This window comes from Accumulibacter sp. (genome assembly GCF_029255145.1).
In the GTDB taxonomy this organism is placed as follows: Bacteria; Pseudomonadota; Gammaproteobacteria; order Burkholderiales; family Rhodocyclaceae; genus Accumulibacter.
In genome coordinates this window covers 16,447-41,484 of the sequence record NZ_JAPUVQ010000124.1, presented here as the reverse complement: position 1 = coordinate 41,484, position 25,038 = coordinate 16,447, and the positions used below count along the sequence as shown (strand labels likewise).

The 25,038-nt window shown below is 65.1% G+C and carries 24 protein-coding genes; 17 read left to right on the top strand and 7 right to left on the bottom strand.

The window, feature by feature from the left end:
- Positions 1-571: 571 nt before the first annotated feature.
- Positions 572-2,029: a DUF3375 domain-containing protein gene (locus Q1L50_RS14570; RefSeq protein ID WP_300339978.1), complete on the bottom strand. Its 1,458-nt coding sequence runs from the start codon at positions 2,027-2,029 to the stop codon at positions 572-574.
- A gap of 35 nt (positions 2,030-2,064) precedes the next feature.
- Here Q1L50_RS14570 and Q1L50_RS14565 point away from each other — a divergent pair, with 35 nt between their 5' ends.
- Together Q1L50_RS14565 and Q1L50_RS14560 are read left to right on the top strand one after the other, a co-directional pair.
- On the top strand, positions 2,065-2,391 hold the full coding sequence (locus tag Q1L50_RS14565) for a hypothetical protein (RefSeq protein WP_300339965.1): 327 nt from the start codon (positions 2,065-2,067) through the stop codon (positions 2,389-2,391).
- 634 nt (positions 2,392-3,025) lie between these two features.
- A complete protein-coding gene (locus Q1L50_RS14560) occupies positions 3,026-4,768 on the top strand; it encodes an ATP-binding protein (protein ID WP_300339964.1) in 1,743 nt (580 codons plus the stop codon).
- A gap of 208 nt (positions 4,769-4,976) precedes the next feature.
- On the opposite strand, the gene Q1L50_RS14555 is transcribed toward Q1L50_RS14560, so the two are convergent.
- The 4 genes from Q1L50_RS14555 to Q1L50_RS14540 all read right to left on the bottom strand — a co-directional run bounded on the left by Q1L50_RS14555 (position 4,977) and on the right by Q1L50_RS14540 (position 8,646).
- Positions 4,977-5,225: a YbaK/EbsC family protein gene (locus tag Q1L50_RS14555; RefSeq protein ID WP_300339962.1), complete on the bottom strand. Its 249-nt coding sequence runs from the start codon at positions 5,223-5,225 to the stop codon at positions 4,977-4,979.
- Between the two features lie 209 nt (positions 5,226-5,434).
- The gene (locus Q1L50_RS14550) at positions 5,435-6,013 is read right to left on the bottom strand and encodes a GNAT family N-acetyltransferase (RefSeq protein ID WP_300339960.1); all 579 of its coding nucleotides are present in this window, start codon (positions 6,011-6,013) and stop codon (positions 5,435-5,437) included.
- A 1,019-nt stretch (positions 6,014-7,032) separates the two neighbouring features.
- Positions 7,033-7,503: a YbaK/EbsC family protein gene (locus tag Q1L50_RS14545; RefSeq protein ID WP_300339958.1), complete on the bottom strand. Its 471-nt coding sequence runs from the start codon at positions 7,501-7,503 to the stop codon at positions 7,033-7,035.
- Between the two features lie 18 nt (positions 7,504-7,521).
- Positions 7,522-8,646, bottom strand: a complete 1,125-nt coding sequence (locus Q1L50_RS14540; protein WP_300339956.1) for a PAS-domain containing protein — start codon at positions 8,644-8,646, stop codon at positions 7,522-7,524.
- On the opposite strand from Q1L50_RS14540, the gene Q1L50_RS14535 reads away from it, so the two are divergent.
- Positions 8,645-8,986, top strand: a complete 342-nt coding sequence (locus Q1L50_RS14535) for a hypothetical protein (protein WP_300339954.1) — start codon at positions 8,645-8,647, stop codon at positions 8,984-8,986. The genes Q1L50_RS14540 and Q1L50_RS14535 overlap by 2 nt on opposite strands.
- Positions 8,987-9,125: 139 nt before the next feature.
- Here the strand turns inward: Q1L50_RS14535 and Q1L50_RS14530 are convergent, their stop codons facing one another.
- Complete coding sequence (locus tag Q1L50_RS14530) at positions 9,126-9,962, bottom strand: PA4780 family RIO1-like protein kinase (RefSeq protein ID WP_300339952.1); 837 nt, start codon at positions 9,960-9,962, stop codon at positions 9,126-9,128.
- A gap of 7 nt (positions 9,963-9,969) precedes the next feature.
- Positions 9,970-10,257, bottom strand: a complete 288-nt coding sequence (locus Q1L50_RS14525; RefSeq protein ID WP_300339950.1) for a hypothetical protein — start codon at positions 10,255-10,257, stop codon at positions 9,970-9,972.
- 353 nt (positions 10,258-10,610) lie between these two features.
- Here Q1L50_RS14525 and Q1L50_RS14520 point away from each other — a divergent pair, with 353 nt between their 5' ends.
- The 14 genes from Q1L50_RS14520 to Q1L50_RS14455 all read left to right on the top strand — a co-directional run bounded on the left by Q1L50_RS14520 (position 10,611) and on the right by Q1L50_RS14455 (position 25,037).
- Positions 10,611-10,805, top strand: a complete 195-nt coding sequence (locus Q1L50_RS14520) for a YjfB family protein (protein WP_300339948.1) — start codon at positions 10,611-10,613, stop codon at positions 10,803-10,805.
- Between the two features lie 518 nt (positions 10,806-11,323).
- Positions 11,324-12,061 (top strand): methyl-accepting chemotaxis protein, encoded by a 738-nt coding sequence (locus Q1L50_RS14515; RefSeq protein WP_300339946.1) that lies wholly within the window; start codon positions 11,324-11,326, stop codon positions 12,059-12,061.
- Positions 12,062-12,076: 15 nt separating this feature from the next.
- Entirely contained in the window at positions 12,077-13,777 is a 1,701-nt protein-coding gene (locus Q1L50_RS14510; RefSeq protein WP_300339944.1) for a phosphate ABC transporter substrate-binding/OmpA family protein, read from the top strand.
- A 19-nt stretch (positions 13,778-13,796) separates the two neighbouring features.
- Positions 13,797-14,594 carry an ABC transporter permease gene (locus Q1L50_RS14505; RefSeq protein ID WP_300339942.1) on the top strand — a complete coding sequence of 266 codons (798 nt, stop codon included), beginning with the start codon at positions 13,797-13,799 and terminating at the stop codon, positions 14,592-14,594.
- Positions 14,591-15,457, top strand: a complete 867-nt coding sequence (locus Q1L50_RS14500) for an ATP-binding cassette domain-containing protein (RefSeq protein ID WP_300339940.1) — start codon at positions 14,591-14,593, stop codon at positions 15,455-15,457. Before Q1L50_RS14505 ends, Q1L50_RS14500 begins: the two co-directional genes overlap by 4 nt.
- Before the next feature lie 2 nt (positions 15,458-15,459).
- Positions 15,460-16,341, top strand: coding sequence for a hypothetical protein (locus Q1L50_RS14495; protein ID WP_300339938.1), 882 nt, complete (start codon positions 15,460-15,462; stop codon positions 16,339-16,341).
- A 96-nt stretch (positions 16,342-16,437) separates the two neighbouring features.
- A complete protein-coding gene (locus tag Q1L50_RS14490; RefSeq protein WP_300339937.1) occupies positions 16,438-17,148 on the top strand; it encodes a PspA/IM30 family protein in 711 nt (236 codons plus the stop codon).
- A 15-nt stretch (positions 17,149-17,163) separates the two neighbouring features.
- The gene (locus Q1L50_RS14485; protein WP_300339935.1) at positions 17,164-19,014 is read left to right on the top strand and encodes an AAA family ATPase; all 1,851 of its coding nucleotides are present in this window, start codon (positions 17,164-17,166) and stop codon (positions 19,012-19,014) included.
- A gap of 10 nt (positions 19,015-19,024) precedes the next feature.
- Positions 19,025-19,477: a hypothetical protein gene (locus Q1L50_RS14480; protein ID WP_300339934.1), complete on the top strand. Its 453-nt coding sequence runs from the start codon at positions 19,025-19,027 to the stop codon at positions 19,475-19,477.
- 460 nt (positions 19,478-19,937) lie between these two features.
- A complete protein-coding gene (locus tag Q1L50_RS14475; RefSeq protein ID WP_300339932.1) occupies positions 19,938-21,647 on the top strand; it encodes a glycosyltransferase family 39 protein in 1,710 nt (569 codons plus the stop codon).
- Between the two features lies 1 nt (position 21,648).
- On the top strand, positions 21,649-22,020 hold the full coding sequence (locus Q1L50_RS14470; protein ID WP_300339931.1) for an SMR family transporter: 372 nt from the start codon (positions 21,649-21,651) through the stop codon (positions 22,018-22,020).
- The gene (locus Q1L50_RS14465) at positions 22,017-23,141 is read left to right on the top strand and encodes a DegT/DnrJ/EryC1/StrS aminotransferase family protein (protein ID WP_300339929.1); all 1,125 of its coding nucleotides are present in this window, start codon (positions 22,017-22,019) and stop codon (positions 23,139-23,141) included. The genes Q1L50_RS14470 and Q1L50_RS14465 overlap by 4 nt, the downstream gene beginning before the upstream one ends.
- Positions 23,142-23,151: 10 nt before the next feature.
- Positions 23,152-24,090, top strand: coding sequence for a glycosyltransferase (locus Q1L50_RS14460; RefSeq protein WP_300339928.1), 939 nt, complete (start codon positions 23,152-23,154; stop codon positions 24,088-24,090).
- Positions 24,087-25,037, top strand: a complete 951-nt coding sequence (locus tag Q1L50_RS14455; protein WP_300339926.1) for a formyltransferase — start codon at positions 24,087-24,089, stop codon at positions 25,035-25,037. The genes Q1L50_RS14460 and Q1L50_RS14455 overlap by 4 nt, the downstream gene beginning before the upstream one ends.
- The last annotated feature ends 1 nt before the right edge of the window (position 25,038 follow it).

The window sequence follows — 25,038 nt, the reverse complement described above, 5'->3', positions numbered from 1 at the left end:
CGTGTAGAACCTGCCACGCACACCCTCGCCGAAATCGTCGTGATCCTTCGCCGCAGCACCCTCCCGGTCCTCGTGGGTGGTGTCCCGGTGATCGGAATTCGTCATCGCCAGCGGAACGCCGAACGGGCCAGCCGAAACGAGACCGGTGCTCGACGAGATTCGTGCGCGCATCAAGCATCAACATCGCACAACGTGGCCGACATGCGCAGGCGCCCAGCCATGGTTGTACATGGTCTTGCAGCGCTGCTCCCTGACATTTCATGCCGCCCCCGACGAAGTCCCGGTCACGAGACTCAGCCAAGACGCAGGATACCACGGGCCACCGCGCGACCACCCGGCGCCGTGGCACCACGGACCACCACGCGTCACCAGCGAAGACCAGTTCCAGCCACCAACTCGCAATGCAGCTTCGCGGTGCCGTACCCTCTACAGAAAGCGTTTGCTCCGCTTGCCGATAAACGTCGACGCGGCGACCCTTGAGCCTGCCGAGGAGATCGTCCTCACACTTACTGTCCGATTGGGCTGAAAGTCGCATCGCCCGACCTTCACTTCGTCATCCCCTTGTGGCGATTTACGCACTGACGAAAATCACCCGCGACAGCCGCGCCTGCTTGACATACTCCCGCCCGTCCGGCCCGGCGCCGTGCCAGACGATCAGCTCGCTGACGTTTTCGTCGATCACCGACTGGAAACTGTCGCCGGCGAGTTGCAGATAGACGACCAGTTCGGCCAGACCGTGCTCCAGTGGGCGCTTCTCACACAGCTCGCGCAGTGTGACTTGCGCGCGCTCCTGCAGCGCCTGCCGGATGTGCCTGGCGAGTTGCGCGCGGTCTACCACCACCTGCGAGAACAGCACCGCTGCGTCGACGTCCTCGTCACCCGGCTCGAGCACGCGATCAGCGATCGATGGCTTGATCGGTGGCGTGTACAACGGCCGCTCCATCGGCAGTTCGATGTCGGCGCCGGTGTCGGCAATGCGCATCACCTCGCCGGCCGGCGGCGACTCGCGCAAGGCCAGCGCCTTGGCTTCGATGCCGTGCAGGATTTCCATGATCCGGCGGTTCTCGAGCCACGCCTGATCGTCGAGAAAACGGCGCAACTGCTGCGAGAGCTGGGCGACCGTGCGCTGAGTGTGCTCGCCGGCCTCCAGCCAGTCGTAGTGGACCCGCCGGGTGCGCGGGTCGGGGCGCAGCTCGGCGACGGCCGGCAGCGTCAGCACGCGTTCGAGCAGCGCAGACAGCTCGTCCTGACGGCTGCTCGACATCAGAAAATCCCAGAAAGCGCGAAAACTCCGCCCCTGGTCGGAATCGGCAATCGCGTCGCGCTCGCCCATGATCTCTTCGAGCAGCGCGCCCTTGGCGCCTTCCCACAAGGCGATTCGCTCGCGCACCCGCCGGTCCAGACCGCGGAAATTGTGCTCGACCTCGCGGAAGTCGGTCAGTAGCTCGCGCGCCATGGCGATGAATTGCTGAAAACGATCGCGCAAGGCACTATCGTCGAGCATCGGCAGGTCACCCGACAGCACGCGGGCGATTTCGGCGTCGATCTCGTCGCGGCGCCGCTGCAGTTCGGCGATGCGCGCCTGCGGATCGGTCTCGCTACCCTCGCTCATCTGCTTGAGCAGTTCGAACAGCGTCAGCAGGCGCGACTCGGTGCCGACAAAACTCCGCTCGGCGAGAGTCCCCAGCCAGGCGATTGCCTTCTCGGTCGCCGGCATCAGGTCGAAATGCGGTTCGTCCGACCCCTGTGCGTAAAACTTGCGCAGCCAGCCCTTGTCGTTGGCAGCCCAGTCGTTAAGGTAGTCGAGCGCCGATTTGGGGAAAATCTCGGCGCCAAGGCGATCACGCAGCGCGAACAGTTCGTCTTCGAGCGCCTCGGCGAGGTCGGCCTGCGCCATCACCCGCACATTCGGCGCGATGAACACCCGCTCCAGAAAACTCGCCACCAGCGGCGCATGATCCGAGCGCAACAAACGCCAAGCCGGATGATTCTGGCGCAGCAGGTCGAGGGTAACGAAGTCGACAGTCATGTCTTCAGTCTGGAGGGCGTCGGTCAAGGCAGCCGTTGCATTGTCCGCAGGACGTTGACGCAGGGCAAGCTCCCGGTAACGAAGGCGGCAACCTTGCCGCCACTGCTCTGGCCGGTGAGCAGGGTGGGGTTATCCGCGCAAGGCTCTTCGGCGGCAGCTTGCCGGAGTGCTTCGGCAGCGTCGGATCTGCGCTCTGCACGCTGTTCGCGATCATGACCGCGGCATCCAGGTCGATGGGGATCGTGCGACCGGTGATGGACGCCGACCCGCCGTGGCGACCATTCCCCATCTTCATCTTCGTCTTCATCTTCATCCTGCGCACCGCCCTGACCGGGCGCGACCCTTCTCGCCCCTGCGCTTGAGGCGACGGGTGTCACCGACGCCACCGAGCCGCAGGAAACGCCGCGATCCGGTGGGTAGCGAGGGCCGCCAGGCGATGACGGAAATCCGTCGACCTCACGAGGAGGGCTCGGCGCTGTTCGCGCGAACAGCGGCGCTGGACCGGAACTGCCGGATCGCCGATTGCCGCCGTCCCCGCCACGCTGTCCCACTTCCCGCAACGAGAAAAACCAGCTGAAGTCGGATTAGAATGAGCTGCGAACGGTTTCGACCGGCTATCGGACCTGGCATGATCGGCGCAAGCACCGCTTGCTTGTTGGCTCGGGTCGAGACGGCGCGAGATGCCCTTGCGCCAGGCGCCTGGCAAGAAGCACGCCGCTGCGACGACTGCCGCGCTGCAGCTTCGCACGCAGGAAACCGGCGAAGTCGTGGCCCGGGCGTGCGGAGCCTGGCGGACGGCATCGTGGAAGCCTGATCTGTCGCGCCGTCCGCCTGCAGCGCGCCGCTGGCGGACGAGTCGACGTTGATCGCCCGGGACTGATAGCATCTACCCCGGACATCGGAGCAGCCGCACCGCGTTCCCTTCCAAACAAATCTGCCCAGCGCGCTCCCGGCGGGAGCCGGACCCGCGCTGTGCTTCACTCGGAGTAAAACGGCATGAGCGCAGAAGATCTCGCCCGACTGCAACAGGAGGTCGAGCGCGAACGTAACGCCCGCAAGGAAGCCGAGCGACAGTTCGAGGAAAGGATCAGCGAACTGACGCTTGCCAACCAGCAGTTGCAGCGCCACGTCGACTCCGTGCCATGCATCGTCGTCGCGCTGGACACCGCGGGTTGCATCTCGATGATCAACCGCGCGGGGTGCGCTTTGCTCGGTCAGCCCGAGAGCGCGCTGCTCGGGAAAGCCTGGTTCGAGCGTTTCCTACCACAGCCCGGCGGCAGCTCCGTCATCCTCCCCTTGTTTCGGCAACTTGTCGCGGGCGACAGCCAAGTCAAGGAAAGACTCTCTGAATATCCCGTCCTCGACAGCACCAGCCAACCGCGTCTGATGGCCTGGCACACGGGCATGCTGACCGACGCGACCGGAAGAATCGTCGGCACGCTGAGCTCCGGCGAGGATATCACCGAGCAGAGGCTGGCTGAAGCGGCGATCGCGGAATCGCGGAACCTGCTCCTCAAGATCATCGATACGGTACCGGCTCGAGTCTTCTGGAAGGACCCCGAGCTGCGCTTTCTCGGCTGCAATACGGCCTTCGCCCAGGACGGAGGAATGCAGCACCGCGATGACGTGATCGGCAAGGACGACTATCAGATGGCGTGGGCGGCGCAAGCCGATTTCTATCGCGCCGACGACCGCACGGTCATGGCGTCAGGGGTTGCAAGGCTTTCCTTCGAGGAACAGCAGACCACCGCGAGCGGCGAGACCGTATGGTTGCGGACGTCCAAGATTCCGCTGATCAATGACCACAACGAGACCTTTGGCGTGCTCGGTGTCTACGAAGACATTACCGAGTACCGGCGGATCGAAGCGGATAACCGGGTGCATATGGCCGAGTTGACCGCCCTCAATTCGATGTTGATCGACGCGCAGAACGAGATGTTGCGATCCGTGAAAATGGCCTCCGTGGGCCAACTGGCAGCCGGCGTGGCGCACGAGATCGACAATCCCTTCACGTTCATCAACTCTCACCTGGTGGCGCTCAAGGGGCACGTGCGGGACCTATTGAACGTGCTCGAGGCCTACCGGAACGCCGAACCGGCACTGGCCGCACATGGCGACTTGATGGCGACCATCGAGCAGGTGAAGTCGGCGGCCAATCTCGAATTCCTGCAGCAGGACATTCTGAACCTGATCACCGAATCGCTCGACGGCGTGCATCGGGCCAAGACGATCGTCGAAAACTTCAAGGATTTCTCGCGCGTACATACCACCGAGTGGCGCCCTGCGAACCTCGAAAAATGCCTGGAGAGCACGCTCAACATCGTCTGGAACGAGATCAAGTACAAGGCCACCATCAAGAAGGCTTATGCTGGCATCCTCGACATAGAATGCCTTGCGCCGCAACTCAACCAGGTATTCCTGAACCTTCTGGTCAATGCCGTGCAAGCCATTGACGAACGCGGCGTGATTACCCTGCGCACCGGCTTTGACGAGCAGACGGTCTGGGTTGAAGTGGGCGACACCGGCAAGGGAATCGAACCTGAAAACCTGGACAGGATTTTCGAGCCGTTCTTCACCACCAAGGCGGCTGGCAAAGGAACCGGCCTCGGCCTGTCACTGGCCCACAGCATCGTGCAGCGCCATAGTGGCCAGCTGCAAGCGCGCAGCAAGGTCGGCAAGGGAACCGTATTTCGCGTCACCTTGCCGCGTCGCAGATTGATTGACCCGGAGAATTCCTGAGTCCACGGGCGCGGTGGTCGCTCGCACGACCAGGAAGACGGATGGGCGCCCCCCTGTCGTACGCTGCAAGCGGCCAGGCAATCGTCACCCAGCGGGAAATGAGCCGTCACCGCAGCCAGGCCGCCTTCAGCGGCGCGATGCCGAACAGATGGCCACGACGCCCGCCGTTGATGTGGATCTCGTCGAGATCGAGAATGCCGCGCTCGAGCTAGACCGGCATCACCTTGCGCGCGCCGAAGGGGCTGCTGCCACCGATCAGGTAAGCGAAGTGGCGACTGACCACAGTCGGGCTGAACGGGGCAACCGTCCTGACACCGATGTGACGAGCAAGCTGCCTGGTCAACACCTCGCGGTCACCGTGCTTGAGCACCAGCAGCGCACGCCTGCCCTCGCCCTCGATCACCAGCGTCTTGATTACCGCCTGCTCATCGACGCCAAGCTCGCGACCATTGACCATAGTCGGGTCGCCTCTGGCTGACGCGATCAGTCATTCGGCGTCGCCACTATCTCGCTGCCTGGAAACACCCTCTGCTGGCTGCGGGTGGCTGCTCCGTGCCAAATTTCTTTGGATCACCAGGCGAAGCAGTGACGGCGCAGAAGAAGCGGAGCAGCCGGCAATCCTGCTTTTACGCCGGCGTTTCCAGTCGCCTGCTGCGGGACCCACCGCTATTTCCGCAACACGGTATGCACGAAACTTCGCCAGCTTGTCGACGCCGCGTCCGGAAGGTCGCAAACAATCTGGACCACACCATCGCCCTGATCGCTGTCGACCAGCGCGAAGTGCAGCGAACGTGCCAGGCTGAGCATCGGCCGGTTGTCGGCAAGGACGTCGCCGCGCATCGTTCGCAACCCACGCAGCGACGCCTCGCGAAGGAGTGCCTTGAGCAGCCGCCGTCCGATACCCTGTCCTTGCCAGGCGTCGCCGATGAGCAGCGAAAAGGTGCACTCCGGCTGTTTCTCGTGTTCGACAAAACGACCGCCAGCGATCGGAATCTCGATCGCGTCCTCGCGCCGAACGACCACCAGCAGGTATTCCTTTTGCGGGTCGACGGAGACCAGCCTGTGCACCGCCTCGTCCGAGAACTCGGCGATTGAGCCAAAAAAGCGGTTGCGCCTGGAATTGGCAGACAGGGTATTCAATGACTGCTTGACGCGTGGCTCGTCGTCCGGCCGCATTTGCCGCATTTCGAGCCAGCTGCCGTCAGCGGCCTGCCAGCGGTCGACTGCGTCGTCTGCATGATTCATGACTGCAAGACTATCAGGGAAAGCGGGCGAATGCAGGGTCTGGTGCGTCGCTTGCCTGGCGAGCGAATCGGCCTTCGGCCGGATCGCTGAATTCACCGCGAATCGACGGTGGTGGTCGTTGGCCACCGACCATTTGCTTGCCGGCAGTCGCCGACCCTGACGGTGATCGCGTCGAGCCACCGCTGGTGTACGTCCCGCGCCGGCCAGCTACCCCTCGATACCTTGTAGCGGCCGTCGGACGCGACCCACCGGAAGCGATCATCGACATCCAGAAGTCCTGCCTCGCATCGCCTCGACGGCAGTCAAGACCTCGCCGGTAACGCCCCCGTCGTTGTCACGTCTGGCAGCGCCACGCGCCAGGCTATCGCCACCGCAAACCCGCCTGAGCCCACGTTCGCTGCCCCGCCAAACCAGGTGGACCTTGCGCTAGCCGCTGGCCGCAAGGAGCCCTTCGGTAAGACTCGTCAGCGGCCCCCGCTGCTCGCACCAGGCCTGGAAAGCCTTGTCCAACGCCGGCCATGCCTGATCTATCACGGCGTATCAGGCCGTGTCGCGATTGCGCCCCTTGACGACACCGGGCTGGCGAAAGACGCCTTCAAACGAGGATCCCGGGCTCTGGCCGGCACGACGCGAGGCTTGATTTAGAGCGTTGCACTTCCACTCATGGCGCCGGAAGGCCAGCTGCATCATCAGCGACATCGCTTCGGTAGCCAGCGCTGTCCTCCGCATCGCCGGTGCGACATTCAGGTGAGCGACCCCGGTCGAGCCCCGCTTGCGACTGATCCGCAAGCGGGCGGCCACACCTCCGGCCTCGCCCGTCGCCGTGCTGACGGCCGCGAAAGAGAGCCGCCAACAAGTCCGGCGGGTGTCTTGCCGAAGGGAGTCGCTCACGGCGGCAGAATCGCCCGCTGATGACCGCCGGACCTCGACGCGTCGCTGCCTTCCAGTCCGGGACCGGGACGCCGACCGGCTGGCCGAGGTGCCTGATCAGGTCGTCCATGGCAGCCCTTCCGCGCAGATCACCGAGCGCACCGCTGACAGACATCCACCCACTGGCCGTTGGTCACCGCGAGCAACTGTTCCGGGCGGATCCGTACTGCGGTGTGGATCGCGCCGGCAGCGGGCAGGACTTCGTCGAAATCCTGCAGCGACGTATCCAGATAGATCGGCAGCGGCTGCGCCAGACCGAAGGGACAAACACCGCCGACCGGATGCCCGGTCAGCTCCACGACTTCTTCCGGAGGCGACATCTTGCCCTTGCCGAAGGCCACTTTGAATTTCCGGTTGTCAATGCGGGCGTCACCGCGGGCGACCAGAATGATTACGCGGCCATCGGCCAGCCGAAATGAGAGTGTCTTGGCGATGCGACCGGGCTCGACGCCGTGCGCCTCAGCGGCCAGTGCGACGGTCGCCGTGCTGACCGCCAATTCGATGATTGGCACGTCGAGATCGCGGGCGGCAAAGAAGTCACGTACGGATTGCAGGCTCATGGCGGATCCTGATGACGGTCAAGAGCTGCTGGGGACGGTGAAACTGAAAGTCGCGCCGTCCGGAGGCACGCTTTCGACCCAGATGCGTCCGCCAAGGTGGTCGACGATACGGCGGCAAATCGCCAGCCCGAGGCCGGTACCCGCGGGGCGGGCGCCGCTGGCGCCGAGCACTTGTCGAAACTCCTCGAAGACCTCGTCGTGTTTCTCGGGCGGAATGCCCGGACCATTGTCGGCAACCGAGACCCTGGTTTCGGTCGGTCCGTAGTCCAGGCTGACCAGCACACGGCCGCTGCTCTCCGGCGCGAATTTCAAAGCGTTCGAAAGCAGGTTGATCAGCACCTGCGTCAGGCGATCGTGGTCGCCGACGATCCGCGCCGCGTGCGTCGGCAGCACCAATTCGAGCGCAACGCGCTTTTCGGCGAACATCGGCGTGATCGAGGTGACCGCCGACTTCACGAGGTCGGCGGCGTCGAGGTCGGCGATGCACCAATCCATGCGGCCGGCCTCGATCTTTGCGAAGTCAAGTAGGTCGTTGATCATTCGAACCAGACGCAGGCATTCGCCATTGATGATGCCAAGGAACTCCTGGCGTTGCTCGGCGCCGATTTCAGGGTTGTCGCCGAGAATCTCGGCGAACGAGCGAATCGACGTCAGCGGTGTGCGCAGATCGTGCGTCACCATGTTCAGAAACGCCGACTTCGCCTGGTTGGCCTCCTCGGCCTTCTGTTTCGCCGCTTGCAGGCTTTCTTCCCAGGTCTTGCGCTCGGTGACGTCGCTATAGGTGGTGACGAAGCCGCCGCCCGGCAAGGGCGTGCCTCGGACTTCCAGTACCATGCCGTTCGGTCGCATGCGCTCGAAGCAATGCGGCTCCGCCTTGCTCGCCAGAGTGATGCGCTCCTTGACGAGGTCCTCGATGTCGCCCGCTCCGTAGTCGCCGCGCTCGGCGTTGAAGCGGAAGAAATCCGCCAGTGGCCGACCGATCGTCCCGAGGTCATCGGGAAAGCCAAGCAGTTCGAGAAACTGTCGGTTCCAGGCTACCAAACGCAGTTCCCGGTCAAAGATACTGAAACCCTGTGCCAGGTACGCGAGCCCCCTGACAATCAAATCGGCCCGGCTCGCCTCGACACCGTTGGCTGACGACATGAGCATATTCCTCCTGGTGTTGACGCACTGGCGCGTTCGGAACGCCACCCCTGACCCTGCGCCGGTGACCGCGGTCGCAGCCGCAGCCATGCGAGGGCTTCCATTTTCCTGCTGGCGCCGTTTGCTGCGCAACATGCTCAACAGTCAAAAAGCCTGGGCGAATGTGAATGTTTCTCACGCAACTTCACCAACTGGCCCCGAAGAACAACGCGTCACCGATCCCTCCTGCTGCGCTCTTGCTTCGTTGCTTGCTGATTGGCAAGGCATCTCGGCCAAAGCCGCCGGCAGCGTGTGTCTGGCTAAGCGAGGAGCATGCCAGAGGCCTGACTACCATGCATGACATGACATGACTTTCACCAACGAACTGGAATTGGCCAGCCAACTTGCCCGGTTCTTCTGACCATCCAGGCACTGCGCTGGGCCGGACGCCAGCCTGCAACACCGCAACCACCAGGCGAAGCGAGGCTCGCCCATTGAAACTACTGGCACATGCGGCGGATTTCATTTTCCTTGATGGCCAGATCGACCTGCTGCAAGACAGCATCGACATCCGCGAGTCGCTCGTCAACCGCCACCTGGCCAGTCAACGGCAAATCCGGAGTCAGCAGGCCGCTTTCATAGTTCGCCCAGATTTCCTTGCCGAACTGGGTGTCCTTGAGCGACGGAGCAAAGGTGCTGAAGTAAGTTCGCAGGTTGAGCACGTCACGCGCGAACATTTCGGCGGCGTTGCTGTTGCCTGCCGCATCGATCGCTTGCGGTACATCGATAATGACCGGTCCGCCTGCACCGACCAGAATGTTGTATTCGGAAAGGTCGCCGTGAATGATCCCGGCGCAAAGCATCCGCACCACCTGATTGACCAGCGTCGCATGAAACTCCAAGGCCAGTTCTTCGCTAAGTTCCACGTCGTTGAGGCGCGGTGCCGCACGGCCCTCGGCATCGACCACCAGATCCATCAGCAATACGCCCTCGAAACAGCTATGCGGCTGCGGAACGCTCACACCGGCAGCGGATAGCCGATACAGGGCATCGACCTCGGCGCTTTGCCAAACCTCTTCCTGCATCTTGCGGCCATAGCGACTGCCTTTCTCCATGGCACGCGCCTGCCGACTATTCTGTACCTTGCGCCCTTCCTGATAGGACGCGTTCTTTCGGAAGCTGCGCTGATTGGACTCCTTGTAGACCTTGGCGCAGCGAATGTCTTCACCACAGCGAACGACATAGACGGTGGCCTCCTTGCCGCTCATCAACTGGCCAATCACCTCGTCAACGAGGCCTTCTTCAACGAGTGCTGCGAGTCTTGTCGGGGTTTTCATGGGGCGTTCATTGGTCATTCATTTGCTGTGAAAGTCGCATCCACGACGGACGAATCTTCTTCATCCGGGACGCGACAGAAGGGTCGAAAGCGAGGAAAAAGGCCATCAGCGGGTCAGCTTCCGGGGCCAACGATTCGATCGCCTGCGCACCGTCGCCAGGAGCGGCGGGTGTCGCGAGGACCTCGGCAGCCATGTCGCAGCAGACCAGTGTACCGCCTTCTGCGCCGCACGGCGGCGCCGACTTGAAAAAGGCGGAAGAACGTGGCGAGGTCATCGACCAGATCGACGACAGCAAACGGGCGAGTCCCTGCCGATAGGCAGCTACGCGACCTCGGCGGACACCAGGAGCAGGCGGATCGCAGAAAGCAGGAAACCTGATTCACTGTCGGCTTCCAGGCCTTCGCCAGCGAGCCGGTGGACAACGAAAACCTGGTGCCGGTAACGGCCTGAGCTTCGGCGCCAGCAGCGGTCGATGGAGGTCGCTCGGCAAAGCCCTGCCGCTGCCGACCCCGGTTCCCGTGGTCGTACCCCTTACGCCGGGCAATTGCCAGGAGGTCGGTAGCTCGCCAGCGCAACTGGCTCTCAAGAATCTGCCAGACTTGCCGTATTAACGGATTCGGAGACAGCAATCATTGGAGGCCAGAGAGCATGGAAATTTCAGCCATCGCCGCTGCGGCGACCGAGATGAGCCAGGCCAGATTTGCCGACGCGGTACAGATGACCGTGCTGAAGAAGACTCTGGATATCCAGTCACAAAACGCCACGCAACTCATTGAAGCGGCTTCGAAGATAATCCCCAGCAACCCGCCGAATCTGGGCAGTCGAATCGATACCATCGCCTGACGCGGCACGGGCATCGCCCAGACCGGTCAGCTGCCGGCCGACATCAGCCGGAACTGTCGGGCGGGCGCGTCCTTCGACACCAGGGCTCACGCCCACCGGCAGATGCTGATGAGAGCCCCGCCCGGACCTTGCCAAGCACGCGGTGCGCGGCTTTTTTTTGGCGCGCCGAAGCCACGACGCGCACGCCAAACCGAGAAGAAGCGCTTGCGGTCGTCACGCGACGCCGCGTGGCCGGGGCGATCGGTAATTCGATTCGCAGGAACAGGCACAGAAGACCGTCCGTGCCGACGCCATTCTTGCGCGCCCCAAGGCGCTTGCCGCCCGGCGACGTCGGTCATCCATCGCCGGCTCGGCGGCACCGAATGCCGCCTTGACTGTGCTGGTCAAGGCCATGGATACTCTATCCGGCAGCGATGTCTTTACCATCATCCTCTTGGCAAACGTCTTTTCGTTCGTATAATCGCCCGACTCTGGTTCCTGCGAAGTCCAACGACCTGTCTACCATCCCGGGAGGTGGAATGAAGGGCATCCTGAATTTTCTGGCGAGAGCAAAACTGATCGAACTCTCCGACAGCGAGCGACTGGAGGCTGCCGAAGCCGAACAGGCCGCGGCCAGCGCGCCATCGCCCGCGGCGGGGCCAGCGGACCTTTACCATGCGCCCGAGGAGGTGCCAGGCGTTTCGGCGCCACCGCCCGGCGCGGCGGCCACTGGTGCACCGGCAGAGCAACTCGCGGGTGGACTGGAAGGCATCGCCTTGTCCGACATCTACGCTGCCGCCGGCGTGCCCGCTTCGCCATATCCGGCCGAGAAGCTCCTGCGCCTGCTCGACGGCTTGCGGGCGATGGACGCCGGGACGCGCCACGCGGCAGTCCTGGCGATGGACGCCGCCGATGACAACTGGCAGATCACCGATTGCGTCAGCGATGCCCAGTTCAAGATCTCGGCGCTCGACGCCTACCAGCGGCAGCTGACCGGACAGTTGCAGAACAGCGAGCAGCAGGCCGCCGAAGCCACCGGCCAGATCAGGCTTGCGCTCGACAACTCGACCGTGGCGATTCGCAAACAGATTGCCGAACTCGAACAGCTGCTCGAACGCGAGGTGGCCCGCGCCGCGCAGGAAACGACCCGAGTGGAGGCCGGCCTGCGGGCGGCGCGTGAATCGGCAACGCGCGAAACCCGACGCATGGACGCCGAGATCGAACGTCTGCGCGAAATCCCGAACAATTTCAAGGCGCCTGACGCCGCAGCCCAATAAGCAAGGAGAAGACAGATGGCCCAACTGACACCAATGGCCAAGGGCCTGATTACAGTCATCGTTCTCGGCGTCGCCGGTTCGCTGGCCTGGAATCTGGGTCTCAAGGAGCGCTTTGCCAACAGCAGTGACCCGGTAGCGGTATCCAGGCCGGCGGCCACCCCTTCCGGGGCCCCGGCCATGGCCCAGCAGCCGCCAGCGGCGGCCAGGGCCGCCCCGACGGACGACAAGAACGCGGCGCTCGGCACCGCGGGCAACCCCCTGAAAGTCAGCCTGGTCAGCTTCCACGGCTACGCACCCGCGCTGGTCGCCAACGGCAATTCCCTCAACACGCAGCCCGGGTCGATTTACAGCAAGAACGGCCTGAACGTGCGCTTCGTGATCCAGGACGACATCCCGACGCTGGCGACAATCTTCGAATCCGGCGCCGCGCAGTGCGCGTGGCGAACGTCCGACTTCTGGGCCCAGGAGCAACCGAACCTGCGCAATGCGGGCCTCGACGGCAAGGCGGTGATGATTGTCGATAACACGCAGGGTGGCGACGCGGTGATCGCCAGCGATCCGGCGGTGAAGGCGATCGAGGACCTGGCCGGGCGTTCGGTGGCGCTGCTGCAGTTCACACCGTCGCACGGCATGCTGATCGACGCGCTCGACAACGCCTCGCTGACAGCGCGCAAGAAGGAAAGCGTCAAAATCGTTTTCATCAATGCCGAGGAAGGCACCGCTGGCGTTCGCGCCGCGCTCGAGTCGGGGCACGTCGATGCGGCGGTGCTCTGGGACCCCGATCTGGCCCTGGCGCTGCGCAACGTCAAAGGTGCGCATGTCGTCTACTCGACGAAGACGGCAACCAACCTGATCTTCGACGTGATGGTCTGCGACTCTCGCCTGCTGGCGAAGCCGGAAGGGCAGGCAGTGGTCCAGAAGTTCGTCGAAGGCTGGATGGAAGGCGTGCAGGCAGCACGCGCCAATCCGGACAACGCGGTGGAGGCGCTGGTCAACACCGAGGAGTTCTTCAAATTGCTCGCCGACAAGGAAGGTCGCCCCTTCGTCAAGAGCCTGTTCGCCAATGTGGTGTGGACCGGCGTCGAAGAGAACGCGCGCATTCTCGGGCTGGCCGGTGGCACCAACCACTACGAGCGCGTCTACAAGCGTTTTGACGAGATCTACCGCAAGGCCGGCGCGCTGGCCAATCCCAAGTCGCCGGTGATCGCACCGCAGGACAGCTTCGACTACCGCTTCATCAAGGCCATGCTGGCCCGCGACAAGCCAGCGGCGACCGCCGCCGCGCAACCGCAGACCAGCTTCACGCAGGCGTCTCTCAAGGAAGCCACCCAGACGCAAGCGATGGTGACCAAACCGGTGACCGTTGGTTTTTCCTCCGGCAGCACTGAGTTGACCAAGCGCGCGGAGAAGACGATCGATAACGAGATGGTGCCGTTCATCGAGAACAACGGCAAAGCCTACTTCGAAGTCAGCGGCAATTCCGACTCGACCGGCGCTCGCGACGTGAACCAGCGCCTTTCGGCGGCACGCGCCCGGGCCGTCGTCGACTATCTGGTCAAGCAATGGGAGTTTCCGCGCGAGCGTTTCAAGGTTGTCGGCAACGGCCCCGATCGTCCGCTGTGCAACGAAGCCAATGCGGCCGCCGAGGGCCTGTCGCTCGAAGAGTGCCGGGCGATCAACCGGACCACGCGGGTAGCGGTGTACGGCGGCCGTTAGATCCGGTTATCGAGTCGCGATGAGCGAATTCTGGAACCCCTACGCGCCGCCGGACCCGCGCCGCCGGCGCTTGCTCGGCGCCGGTTCGGTACTCGCCGTGCTGCTGCTGTGGAGCGCTGTCGCCGCTTCGGGGCTGGTCAGCCAGACCAGGCTGCCGGCGCCATGGGACGTCGTTTCGGCCTTTGGCTACCTGGCCTGGAACGATGGCCAAAGCATGCTGCTGACGGCGACGCTGTGGTCGGTCGGACGGTTGCTGGTGGCCGGCATGCTGGTGATCATCATCGGCATTCCGATCGGCATCGTCATGGGCGCCGCGCCGCAGGTCAACGCCGCGCTGTCGCCGCTGGTAGACCCCTTCCGCTCGGCGCCGGTGGTGGCCCTGTTGCCCATTCTGGTGATGTGGATGGGCATCGGCGAGTCGATGAAAATTGCCTTTCTGTTCATCGGCGCCGTGGTGTACCTGATTCCGATGGTCCGCGACGCCATTCAGGCGGTGCCGCAGAGCTACTGGATCGGCGCCCGCGACCTCGGCGCCACGCCCTGGGAATGCATCCGCCAGGCGGTGGTGCCGATGGCCATGCCGCGCATCGCCGACGCCGTGGTCGTCGCCTTCTCGGTGATGTGGACCTACATCACCGTTGCCGAATACGTGAATGCCCGTGAAGGACTCGGCCAGTTGATCCAGAACGCCCGCCGTTTCAGCGCCTGGGATCAGGTGTTTGCCGGCATCATGGTGATCATTGCCCTGGCGCTGGCCACCTACCGCTTGATGATCTGGCTCAAGCGCCGCCTCTATCCGTGGGAAACACAGCAGTGAGCGCACCGACGGTCGCCGCCGTGCCGGTAGACACGCCTGACGCGAAGTCGGTATCGGTGCTCGTCAAGGACATCGTCCAGGAATACCCGGCGGACTCCGGTGGCGTCACCCGGGTAATCGACCGCGTGACGCTGACCTTCGACCAGCCGGGGATCAACATGCTGCTCGGTCCGTCCGGCTGCGGCAAGAGCACCCTGCTGCACATGCTCGGCGGTGTGCGGCCGATCGGCGTCAGGACGCCGACCTCGGGCAGCGTGCTGATCGACGGCGTCGAGTGTCATGGCGCCCACGACGATTCAGTGATGGTCTTCCAGCGCTACGCCAATCGACCCGACCTGTCGGTGTTTGACAACGTCGCCTTCCCGTTTCGCCTCAAGCTGTGGAAATCGCGCGAACCGGAAGCCCAGTGGCGCGGGCGCGTCGCCGACCTGCTCAAGGCGGTCGGTCTGGCGGACAAGGCCGGGCTGCGTCCCGCGCAGCTCTCGGGCGGACAGAACCAGCGCGTCGCGCTGGCGCGCGCGCTGGTTCTGCGGCCGAAAATCCTGCTGATGGATGAGCCCTTTGGCGCGCTCGACGCACAGACCCGCGAAGAAATGCAGCAGCTGTTGATCAACCTCTACCAGTCGTGGCCTTGCCTGGTCGTTTTCGTCACGCACGACGTGACCGAAGCACTCCTGCTCGGCGACCGGGTGATCGTCCTGTCAACCCAGCCGGCACGCGTCGCCGACGATTTTCTGGTCAGCGAGCCGCGTCCGCGATCGGCCGCGTGGCAGCGCTCGGCAACGGCACAGGGCCTCGAGGAGCGCGTCCTCGCCCAACTCCACGCCAGCCCCGGAAGGGGCCAGGTCAGGGTCACCATCTAGCCATGGCCGAAGGGAAGCCGCCGTACGTCAGGGAGGTCCTCACCAGCCAGGCGAATCTGTATGCCTTTCTCGGCTCGCTGGCGGCCGGAGCGCTGCTCTCGATCCCCTTCGGCTTCGGCGTCGGGGCGGTGCCGCTGATCGCTTTTGCCGCCGGCGAAGTGCTCGCCGCGCTGCATATCCCGTCACTGCCGACCTTTCGCGACCAGGTCGACCGCCGCTGGCGGGCCAAGGCGCGGCAGGCGTCGCGCGAGCAGCTGTTCGCGGAACTCCAGAAACGAGCCGCCAGACGCGAAGGGTATGCCACCAGGCTGCGTACTTACCAGCGGATGCTGGGACGTGTCGACTCGCTCTACCAGCGCGCCGAAACCGGTCTTTCGCGCCTGAACTACCGGGACGTCGAGCAACTCGACGACGTGACTGTGGAGTACCTCGGCCTGTGGTTGTCAGGACTAGTGATGGATGATCGCGTGGAATCGATCAACCTGCGCGAAGTCGATGCCAAGCTGGCGGGCATCGAAAGGGAACTCGCCGCACCGCGCCCGGGAACCGATGTCCGGCAACTGCAGAAGGCGCGCACCGACTACGCGGTTCTCATCGAACGGCATAACCGGATGCAGAGCCGCCGCCGGGCACTCGAGGCGGCGATGCTGTCGATACCCGACCAGCTCGACGAAATCTACCAGACAATCATGACCTTGCCGGCCTCCGAAGACGTCGGCAGCCGGCTTGAAGAGGCCGTCGGCAAGCTGCGCCTGCAGGAAGACATCGAGGCGGATCTGGCGAGTGGCCTGGCCGAAGCCCTGCCTGGCGTAGCCGTGCCGACTGCCGGCAGCGGCGCGCGGCGCCTGGTGGCCGTCGCGAGCGCCAGCAGGAACCGGGACTGAACAGGGCGACGGATTTTTTGCTGGGGCTGGTGACGGTCGCCGTCACTGGCTAACTGATGCTTGGCCGGGGAACCGGTTTACGAAGGGAAGAAGGCAATGGCTGATATCAATCTTGTGGGGCGTCTGTCCAACCTCTGGTCGGGCTTTGTCTCGCTGTGGATCACCGACGTGGAAAAGCGGCATCCCGAGATTGCCTACCAGAACGCGATCGATTCGATGATCGACAAGTACGGCAGGCTGAAAAGCGCCACGGCGGCCATCATGCGCCGCCGTGAGGACGTTTCAGCGCGTCTCGACAGCGAGCGCAACGAACTCGCGGCGGTCACCGCCGACCTCAACACCGCCCTGGCAACCGCCCAGGACGACCTCGGCATCGTCCTGATCCAGAAGAAGAACGCCCTCGACGCCAGCATCAAGACGCTCGAACAGGACATGGAGCAGGCGCGTACCGATGCCCAGGAAGCGAAGGACTCGCTGCTGCAGGTCAAGTCCGAAATCCAGAAACTCAAGGACGAGAAGGACCGCATGCTGGCGCAGATGCTCAGCGCGCAGGCGCGCCTCAAGATCCAGAATCAGCTCGATGGCTTGTCGGTCGATGCCGAGGTGCGCGCCCTCGACAACGTCCGCGAACACATCAGGACGACCGTAGCCGAAGCGAAAATGGGCTCCGAATTGCGCGATTCCGACCTCGACGTCAAGCTCGCCAGGCTTCGCCAGAGCAGCGGCGCGGTGACCGCACGCCAGCAGCTCGAGGAGATGAAGCGCGCGCGGGCCGGCCAGACCGATGCTGCCGGCAAGTCGATGTAGAGGCTGCGGAAGACCATGTCCCGCACCGTGAGCGAAGCCGCGGATAGTCCGCGGCATCCGCCGCGCCCGCCTCTGCCGGGCTGGGCGGAGACCCTGCGCCAGAAGTATCTGGCCGGCGAAGCTTCGGTGTTCGTCATCTACCGGAATGTTTTTGACCGTTACCAGGTCGGCGACCGCTACTACACGCTGTTGCCCTTGCTCGGCGGCGTGCTGCTCAAGGACAACAAGCAGCAGATCTTCGAGCTGAGCATCGACCGCGGCGTGCGCGTCGTCCAGGGAAGCAGTCCACAGGGGAAGACCGAGCTCTATCGTCATCTGGAAGGCAAGGGCCTGGCCGGCATTTTCGAGTCGCTGGAACGGCAGATGCTCGAACAGCGTTCCAGCGCGCTGCTGATTCCCTACGCCGGGACCATCTTTCCGGCCGCCGAACCGCACTTCCTGTCACTCGACGAGCGCGGCGCCTTCACCGCGCTGCACCGCTGGTCGCTCGACGAGGATTTCTCCGATCGCGACAACGTCGTGATCCTGGTCAGTGAATCGCTCGCCGACATCAGCCCGGCGCTGCTGACGCATCCGCGAATCGTCGCCATCGAGCTGCCGATGCCGGATCGCGACGCGCGCCGCGCGGCGATCGGGCATTACGCGCCGGCCATGCCCACCGCTGAAGCCGATCTGCTGGCCGATCATACCGCCGGCCTGCGCCTGATCCAGTTGGCCAGCATCGTTGCCAGCGAAGCGCCGCAGGGGCTGAGCGAGCGGCAGCGACGAAGCCTGATCGCCGGCCTGCTGCAGGGCAGCCCGAACGCCGAGCAGCGCGCACACCGCCTCGCGGCGATCACCGCCGGCATGACGCCAGGCGAGATCCAGCAACTGGTCGACCCGACCCGGGCGCTGCCCGAAGGAGATCCGGCCGGCGAGATGCTGGCCGTCGTCCGCCAGCGCAAGCGCGAGCTGATCGAGAAGGAGTGCGCCGGCCTGATCGAATTCATCGAGCCCCGCCACGGACTCGACAGCGTCGGCGGCAACGAGCACATCAAGAGCGAACTGATCGAGATTGCCCGGCTGATCCGCAGCGACGACCGCGCGCGGGCGCCGATGGGACTGCTGGCGGTGGGCCCGATGGGCGCCGGCAAGACCTTCGTGATCAAGGCTTTCCTCAAGGAGGCGGGATTGTCCGGAGTGGCGCTGAAGAACTTCCGCTCGAAGTGGGTCGGTTCGACCGAGGCCAACCTCGAGCGCGTGCTGGCGACGGTCAAGGCCATGGGGCCGATCGCGCTGGTCATCGACGAGGGCGACCGCAGCTTCGGCAGCGGTGGCGACGCCGACGGCGGTACCGGTTCGCGGGTCATTGCCCGCCTCAAGGAGTTCATGTCCGACCCCGACAACCGCGGCCAGGTGCTGTTCATCCTGATGACCAACCGCCCGGACAAGCTCGATACCGACATCAAGCGCCCGGGGCGTCTCGACCGCAAGATTCCGTTCTTCTACGCCGACACGGCGGCCGAGCGCGCGGCGGTCGTCGGTGCCATTTTCCGGCGCTACCAGGTGTCCGTCGAACTCGCCGACGAGGCGCTGCGGGACGCCTGCGAAGCACTGGCAGGCTATTCCAACGCCGACCTCGAAGCGCTGGCGCTGCTCGCCGCCGAATTCGCCGAGCGCGAGCGAGGACCCTTGACCAGCGCGGTCCTGGCGCGTGCGATCGACGACTTCATGCCACCACAGGAGATCGCGATGGTGCGCTATATGGAGATGCTGGCCGTCTCGGAGACCTCGCGACGCTCGTTGCTGCCGCAGCGCTTCCGCTCGCTGTCGGCCCAGGAAGTCCAGACCCGACTCGCCGAGTTCCGGCGCCAGATCAACCTTTGAAGGAGCTGCCATGTTTCCCGCGTTCGATGACGTTTCGCTTGATGCCGACCAGACCGTCGCCGCCACACAACTGCTGCTGCGCGTCGCCCACGTCGATGGTGCCAGGACCGCCGAGGAGGTGGCGCTGATTCGCCAGTTCTACGACGGCTGTCGCAACGGCGCACCTGACTGGCCCGCTTTCGACTCGCTGCAGAGCGGGACCGCCGATAGCGACGCGGCCGGCCACTTCACCGAACCGGCGCAACGCGACGTGGTCGTCGCCACCTGCCTGATGGTGGCCTACGCCGACGGCGCGCTGATCGACAAAGAGCTGGCGGCGGTTCACGCCGTCGCCGCCGAGATCGGGATGGCAGCGACGCGCGTCGACGAGCTGCTGGCGCTGGTCAAGGACTACATGCTCGCGCAACTCGCCAGACTGCCCGACGCCGGCTCGGTGGCGGCGGTGGCACGCGAATTGGGCTGAAGGACAGCAGCGCCCTTCGCCCGATCGTCGGGCGGCCCAGCGCCAGCTTGCCGACCTCGGCCGGAAACCGGCCGGAATGTGCCGGCCGCCCGCGACGAATGCTCCCCGTGGCGTTGTCGGCACGGGCAAGGTCGATTCCGACCGGCAGGCGCGTCAAGACATGCCACCAGCCGCACGGTGGTTGCCATCGACGGCCGGGGCTCGGAGTGGAGTCGGAGTGGAGTCGGGGGAGCGACGCCACCCCGGCCGCGCGGCGACCTCACCGTTGCCTCAGGGCACCCGGAGTGACCCCGCCGAGCGTGTATAATCCCGGCCGATGGCACAGGACGCAGCGCTTCTCCCCTCCCCCTCGCAGAGCACCGCCTCTCCCCGATGAAACGTCGCCTCCCGAGCGGCTGCGCTCACTGCCCGCTGGCTGTGCATTGCGGATCCGACACGCCAGCGGCGTGCTGAATGGCCGATGAACAGGCGAGTCACCTGGCTGCTGTGGATCGCCCTCGCCGCGGTCTGGTTCGGCACGCTCGACCAGCGCGCGCTGGTACGGCCCGACGAGGGCCGTTATGCGGAAATCCCGCGCGAAATGGTCGCCAGCGGCGACTGGGTAACGCCGCGCCTCAACGACTTCAAGTACTTCGAGAAACCCGCCCTGCAATACTGGGCGACGGCGACCGGCTACCAGCTGTTCGGGATCAGCGAATGGACCGCCCGGCTATGGCCGGCGCTGACCGGTTTCCTGAGCATCGTCCTCGCCTGGTGGACCGGACGGCGGCTGTGGGGCGCGCTGGCTGGCCAACTGGCGGCGGCGATCCTCGCCAGTTCGCTGCTGTTCGTCGTTCTCGGCCACCTGATCACCCTCGACATGGGACTGTCGTTCTTCCTGCAGGTGGCATGGACCGGCTTCATGCTCGCGCAGCAGGGCGAGCGCCGCGAGAGCCGGCGCTGGATGCTGCTGGCCTGGGCAGGGCTGGCGCTGGCGGTGCTCTCCAAGGGCCTGGTGGCGCTGGTGCTGGTCGGCGCCGCGCTGCTCGGCTATACGCTGCTCAACCGCGACCTGTCACCGTGGCAGAAGCTCGCGCCGCTACACGGTCTGCTCTTGTTCCTGGCGCTCACGGTGCCCTGGTTCGTCACCGTTTCGCTGGCCAATCCAGAGTTTCCGCAGTTCTTCTTCATCCACGAGCACTTCGACCGCTTCCTGACCGCGGTGCACCGCCGCGACGAGCCGGCCTGGTACTTCCTGCTTGTCTACGCGCTCGGCGCCTTGCCGTGGACGCTGCTGCTGGCGCACACCCTGCTCAAGTCCTGGGGCCGGCGCGTACCGGGCCGCTTCAGCGCCGAGCGCTTCCTGCTGCTGTGGATCGCCGCCACCTTCGCTTTCTTCAGTATCTCCAGCTCGAAGATGGCCCCTTATATCCTGCCGGTGTTCCCGGCGCTGGCGCTGCTCGGCGGTCGCCACATCGCCGCGCTGTCGCGGCGCGCCTGGCTGATCCACCTGGCAGTACTGGCGACACTGGCGGTCGCCGCACTGGCGATGGCGCCAAGGGTGCTGGGGATGGCCGGCCAGGCGTACTCGGTGGAAATGCTGCAGGGCGTGGTCAACTGGCTGCTCGGTGCCGCGACGGTGTCGCTGGCCAGCATTCTGCTGGCGATGTGGCTGGTCTGGAAGCAGCGCAACGCGGCGGCGGCGACGGTGCTGGCCATCGGCGGCTGCCTGAGCACCAGCGCCGGCCTGCTGGGGCACGACCACGTGTCAAGCTACAGTTCCGCCAGGAGCCTGGCGACACAGGCATTACCCCGAATGAAAGCCGATGCACCCTTCTACAGCGTGCTTACTTACGAGCAGACGCTGCCCTTCTACATCCGGCGCACGCTGACGCTGGTCCAGAACCAGAACGAGATGGAGTTCGGCGTCACCCAGGAGCCGCACAAATGGATCGCGACGGTCGAGGAGTTCAAGCAGCGCTGGCGCGACGACCGCCCAGCCTACGCGACGATGACTCTGGCCGCCTTCGACGACCTCGCCGTCGCCGGTCTGCCAATGACCGTGATCGCCCGCGACCGGCGCCACGTCATCGTCGAAAAGCCCGAAGCGCCCGCTGCCGCACGCCCGGGCAGCGACAGCGCCGACTGCGGTCCGGCGACCTCTCGACCGTGCAACGGAGCACCGCGCTGAGATGACCCCTATCGCCTTTGCCCTGGTGCTCGCCGGGGTGCTGCTCAACGCCGCGGCGCAACTGCTGCTCAAGGCCGGAACCAATGCCGTCGGCCACTTCGACTTCTCGCTGCACAACATCATTCCGATCGGCCTGAAGATCGCCGCCCAGCCACCGATCATCGGCGGTCTGGCCTGCTACGCGGTGAGCGTGGTGGTGTGGATCATGGCCCTGTCGCGCGTGCCGGTGAGCATCGCCTATCCGATGCTCTCGATCGGCTACGTGGTCAACGCGCTGCTGGCCCATTACTGGTTCGGCGAAGTCCTGGTGATGCAGAAGATGCTGGGTATCGGCTTCATCATCATCGGCGTGATCCTGGTCGCCAACTCATGAGCGTGCCGCTGCTGCCGATCACCCGCCCGGCGATCGATGAGGAAACCATCGCCGCCGTCTGCGAGGTGCTGCGCTCCGGCTGGATTACCAGCGGCCCCAAGGTACAGGCTTTCGAAGCGGCGCTCTCGGAACTCTGCGGCGGCCGCCCGGTGCGCGCCTTCAACTCCGGGACGGCGACGCTGGAGGTGGCGCTGCGCCTGGCCGGCGTCGGCGCCGGTGACGAGGTGATCACCACCCCGCTGACCTGGGTGGCGACGGCCAACGTGATCCTTGAAGTCGGCGCCACACCGGTGCTGGTCGACATCGACCCGGCGACGCGCAACATCGACCTCGAAGGCATCGAGGCCGCGATCACCCGGCGGACCCGAGCGCTGCTCCCGGTAGACCTGGCTGGCCTGCCGGTGGACCGCGACCGGCTTTACGCGATTGCCGACAGGCATCAGCTGCGCGTCGTCGAGGACGCCGCCCAGTCGATCGGCGCGTCGTGGAACGGCAAGCCGATCGGCAGCGGCGGCGACTTCGTCTCCTTCAGTTTCCACGCCAACAAGAACCTGACGACCTGCGAAGGCGGCGCACTGGTGCTGCCGCCGGACATCGACCCGGCGCTCTGCGAAAGACGCCGGCTGCAGGGCGTCAAGCGCTTGGCCGACGGCGGGATGGACGTCGACCTGCTCGGCGGCAAGTTCAATCTCACGGATGTCGCCGCCGCCGTGGGCCTCGGACAACTCAAGCACCTGCACGAATTCACCGCGCGTCGCCGCGCCCTGGCCAGGCGCTACTTCGAGCGCCTGGATCCGCGCCGGGGACCGAATCTGGGGCTGGACCTGCCGCTGGCCGACTTCAGCAACTGCAACTGGCACATGTTCCAGCCACTGCTGCCGGCGGGGTCCGACCGTGCTGCCTTCATCGCCGCGATGCGCGACCTGGGCATCGGCGTCGGCGTCCATTATCCGGCGCTGCACCTGTTTACGCTCTACCGCGGGCTCGGGTTCCGGCCTGGTCAGTTTCCGCATGCCGAGAGCGTTGGCGCCAGAACCGTTACACTGCCCCTTTTCCCGGCAATGAGCGACGCCGATGTCGATCGCGTGTGCACCGCCCTGACCCGTGTCCTCAAACCCTGAGCCCCGAACGATGATCACTCCCGACATTTCGGTCGTCATTCCCGTCTATAACGAGGAAGACGGCCTGCCGACACTTTTCGACCGCCTCTATCCGGCGCTCGATCGACTCGGCCTGCCGTACGAAGTCATCTTCGTCAACGATGGCAGCCGCGACCGTTCGGCGGCGCTGCTCCGCGAACAGTTCGAGCGGCGCCCGGACGTCACCCGGGCCATTCTCCTGGCCACCAACGCCGGCCAGCACATGGCGATCATGGCCGGCTTCGAGCACGCCCGTGGCCAGATCATCGTCACCCTCGACGCCGACCTGCAGAACCCGCCCGAGGAGATCGGCAAGGTGATCGGCAAGATGCATGAAGGCCACGACTACGTCGGCAGCATCCGCCGCGAGCGCCAGGACAGCATCTTTCGCAGCGGCGCGTCGAAGGCCATGAACTACGTCCGCGAGAAGATCACCCGCATCCGCATCACCGATCAGGGGAACATGCTGCGCGCCTATTCGCGCAAGGTGGTGGACGCCATCAACTTGTGCCAGGAAGTCAGCACCTTCATTCCGGCGCTGGCCTACACCTTCGCCCGCAACCCGGCCGAGGTGATCGTCGAGCACGAGGAGCGCGCCGCCGGCGAATCGAAGTATTCGCTCTACAGCCTGATCCGCCTCAACTTCGACCTGATGACCGGCTTTTCGCTGGTGCCGCTGCAGTGGTTCTCGATGCTCGGCATCGTCGTCTCGCTGGGGTCGGCGGCACTGTTCGTGCTGCTGATCGTGCGCCGCCTGATCGTCGGCCCCGAGGCCGAGGGTCTGTTCACCCTCTTTGCCTTGATGTTCTTCCTGATCGGCCTGGCGCTGTTCGGGATCGGCCTGCTCGGCGAGTACGTCGGCCGGGTCTACCAACAGGTACGTCACCGCCCGCGCTACCTGATCGAAGCCGTGCTGGAACAGCAACGGTGAGTGCAGCGCCGAGGGCGGTGGTCTTCGCCTACCACAACGTCGGCGCGCGCTGTCTGCGCGTGCTGCTGGCGCACGGCGTAGACGTGGCGCTGGTGGTGACCCACCAGGACAACCCCGACGAGAACATCTGGTTCGAGCGGGTCGCCGATCTGGCGCAAGACTACGTCGTCCCGGTGGCCACGCCAGAGGACCCCAACACGCCCGAATTCTGCGCCCGGCTGCAAGCGCTGCGGCCCGATTTCTTCTTCTCCTTCTACTACCGGCTGATGCTCAAGCCGGCGCTGCTGGCCATTCCGACCCGCGGTGGCTACAACATGCACGGCTCGCTGCTCCCCAGGTACCGCGGCCGGGTGCCGGTGAACTGGGCGGTGCTCCACGGCGAGCGGGAAACCGGTGCGACCCTGCACCGGATGGTCGACAAACCCGATGCCGGCGAGATCGTCGCCCGCCAGGCGGTGCCGATCCTGCCCGACGACACCGCTGGCGAAGTGTTCATCAAGGTCACCCTGGCCGCCGAACTGGCGCTCGACCGGGTGTTGCCGGCGCTGCTCGCCGGCACCGCGCCGCACCTTCAGCCCGACCTGGCGGCGGGCAGCTATTTCGGCGGCCGCAAGCCCGAGGACGGCCGTATCGACTGGAGTCAACCAGCGGCCGCCGTGCACAACCTGATCCGGGCCGTCGCGCCGCCCTATCCCGGCGCTTTCTTCGACTTCGGCGGGCAGCGCATCGTCGTCACCCGCAGCCTGTCGCGACCCGGCTGGAGCGGGCCGGGCGGACACCCGGAGCTGTATACCGACGGCAACCGACTGTTTGCTCGCTGCAACGACGGCGGCGTACTGAGCATTCTGGCGCTTGAGGTAGGCGGCGAAGAGATCGCCCCCGCCGCCTTGCCCGCCCGCCTTGGCCACAACCCAATCCCTCTACCCCTCTCCTTCCCTCTGGTCTGAT

Bases quoted from the DNA above. Each gene is read 5' to 3' on its own strand.
- Q1L50_RS14515 (WP_300339946.1), top strand. From the start codon at position 11,324: ATGAAGGGCATCCTGAATTTTCTGGCGAGAGCAAAACTGATCGAACTC.
- Q1L50_RS14545 (WP_300339958.1), bottom strand. From the start codon at position 7,503: ATGAGCCTGCAATCCGTACGTGACTTCTTTGCCGCCCGCGATCTCGAC.
- Q1L50_RS14475 (WP_300339932.1), top strand. From the start codon at position 19,938: ATGAACAGGCGAGTCACCTGGCTGCTGTGGATCGCCCTCGCCGCGGTC.
- Q1L50_RS14470 (WP_300339931.1), top strand. From the start codon at position 21,649: ATGACCCCTATCGCCTTTGCCCTGGTGCTCGCCGGGGTGCTGCTCAAC.
- Q1L50_RS14495 (WP_300339938.1), top strand. From the start codon at position 15,460: ATGGCCGAAGGGAAGCCGCCGTACGTCAGGGAGGTCCTCACCAGCCAG.
- Q1L50_RS14560 (WP_300339964.1), top strand. From the start codon at position 3,026: ATGAGCGCAGAAGATCTCGCCCGACTGCAACAGGAGGTCGAGCGCGAA.
- Q1L50_RS14530 (WP_300339952.1), bottom strand. From the start codon at position 9,962: ATGAAAACCCCGACAAGACTCGCAGCACTCGTTGAAGAAGGCCTCGTT.
- Q1L50_RS14540 (WP_300339956.1), bottom strand. From the start codon at position 8,646: ATGTCGTCAGCCAACGGTGTCGAGGCGAGCCGGGCCGATTTGATTGTC.
- Q1L50_RS14505 (WP_300339942.1), top strand. From the start codon at position 13,797: ATGAGCGAATTCTGGAACCCCTACGCGCCGCCGGACCCGCGCCGCCGG.
- Q1L50_RS14485 (WP_300339935.1), top strand. From the start codon at position 17,164: ATGTCCCGCACCGTGAGCGAAGCCGCGGATAGTCCGCGGCATCCGCCG.
- Q1L50_RS14555 (WP_300339962.1), bottom strand. From the start codon at position 5,225: ATGGTCAATGGTCGCGAGCTTGGCGTCGATGAGCAGGCGGTAATCAAG.
- Q1L50_RS14480 (WP_300339934.1), top strand. From the start codon at position 19,025: ATGTTTCCCGCGTTCGATGACGTTTCGCTTGATGCCGACCAGACCGTC.
- Q1L50_RS14520 (WP_300339948.1), top strand. From the start codon at position 10,611: ATGGAAATTTCAGCCATCGCCGCTGCGGCGACCGAGATGAGCCAGGCC.
- Q1L50_RS14460 (WP_300339928.1), top strand. From the start codon at position 23,152: ATGATCACTCCCGACATTTCGGTCGTCATTCCCGTCTATAACGAGGAA.
- Q1L50_RS14490 (WP_300339937.1), top strand. From the start codon at position 16,438: ATGGCTGATATCAATCTTGTGGGGCGTCTGTCCAACCTCTGGTCGGGC.
- Q1L50_RS14465 (WP_300339929.1), top strand. From the start codon at position 22,017: ATGAGCGTGCCGCTGCTGCCGATCACCCGCCCGGCGATCGATGAGGAA.
- Q1L50_RS14510 (WP_300339944.1), top strand. From the start codon at position 12,077: ATGGCCCAACTGACACCAATGGCCAAGGGCCTGATTACAGTCATCGTT.
- Q1L50_RS14570 (WP_300339978.1), bottom strand. From the start codon at position 2,029: ATGACTGTCGACTTCGTTACCCTCGACCTGCTGCGCCAGAATCATCCG.
- Q1L50_RS14550 (WP_300339960.1), bottom strand. From the start codon at position 6,013: ATGAATCATGCAGACGACGCAGTCGACCGCTGGCAGGCCGCTGACGGC.
- Q1L50_RS14535 (WP_300339954.1), top strand. From the start codon at position 8,645: ATGAGCATATTCCTCCTGGTGTTGACGCACTGGCGCGTTCGGAACGCC.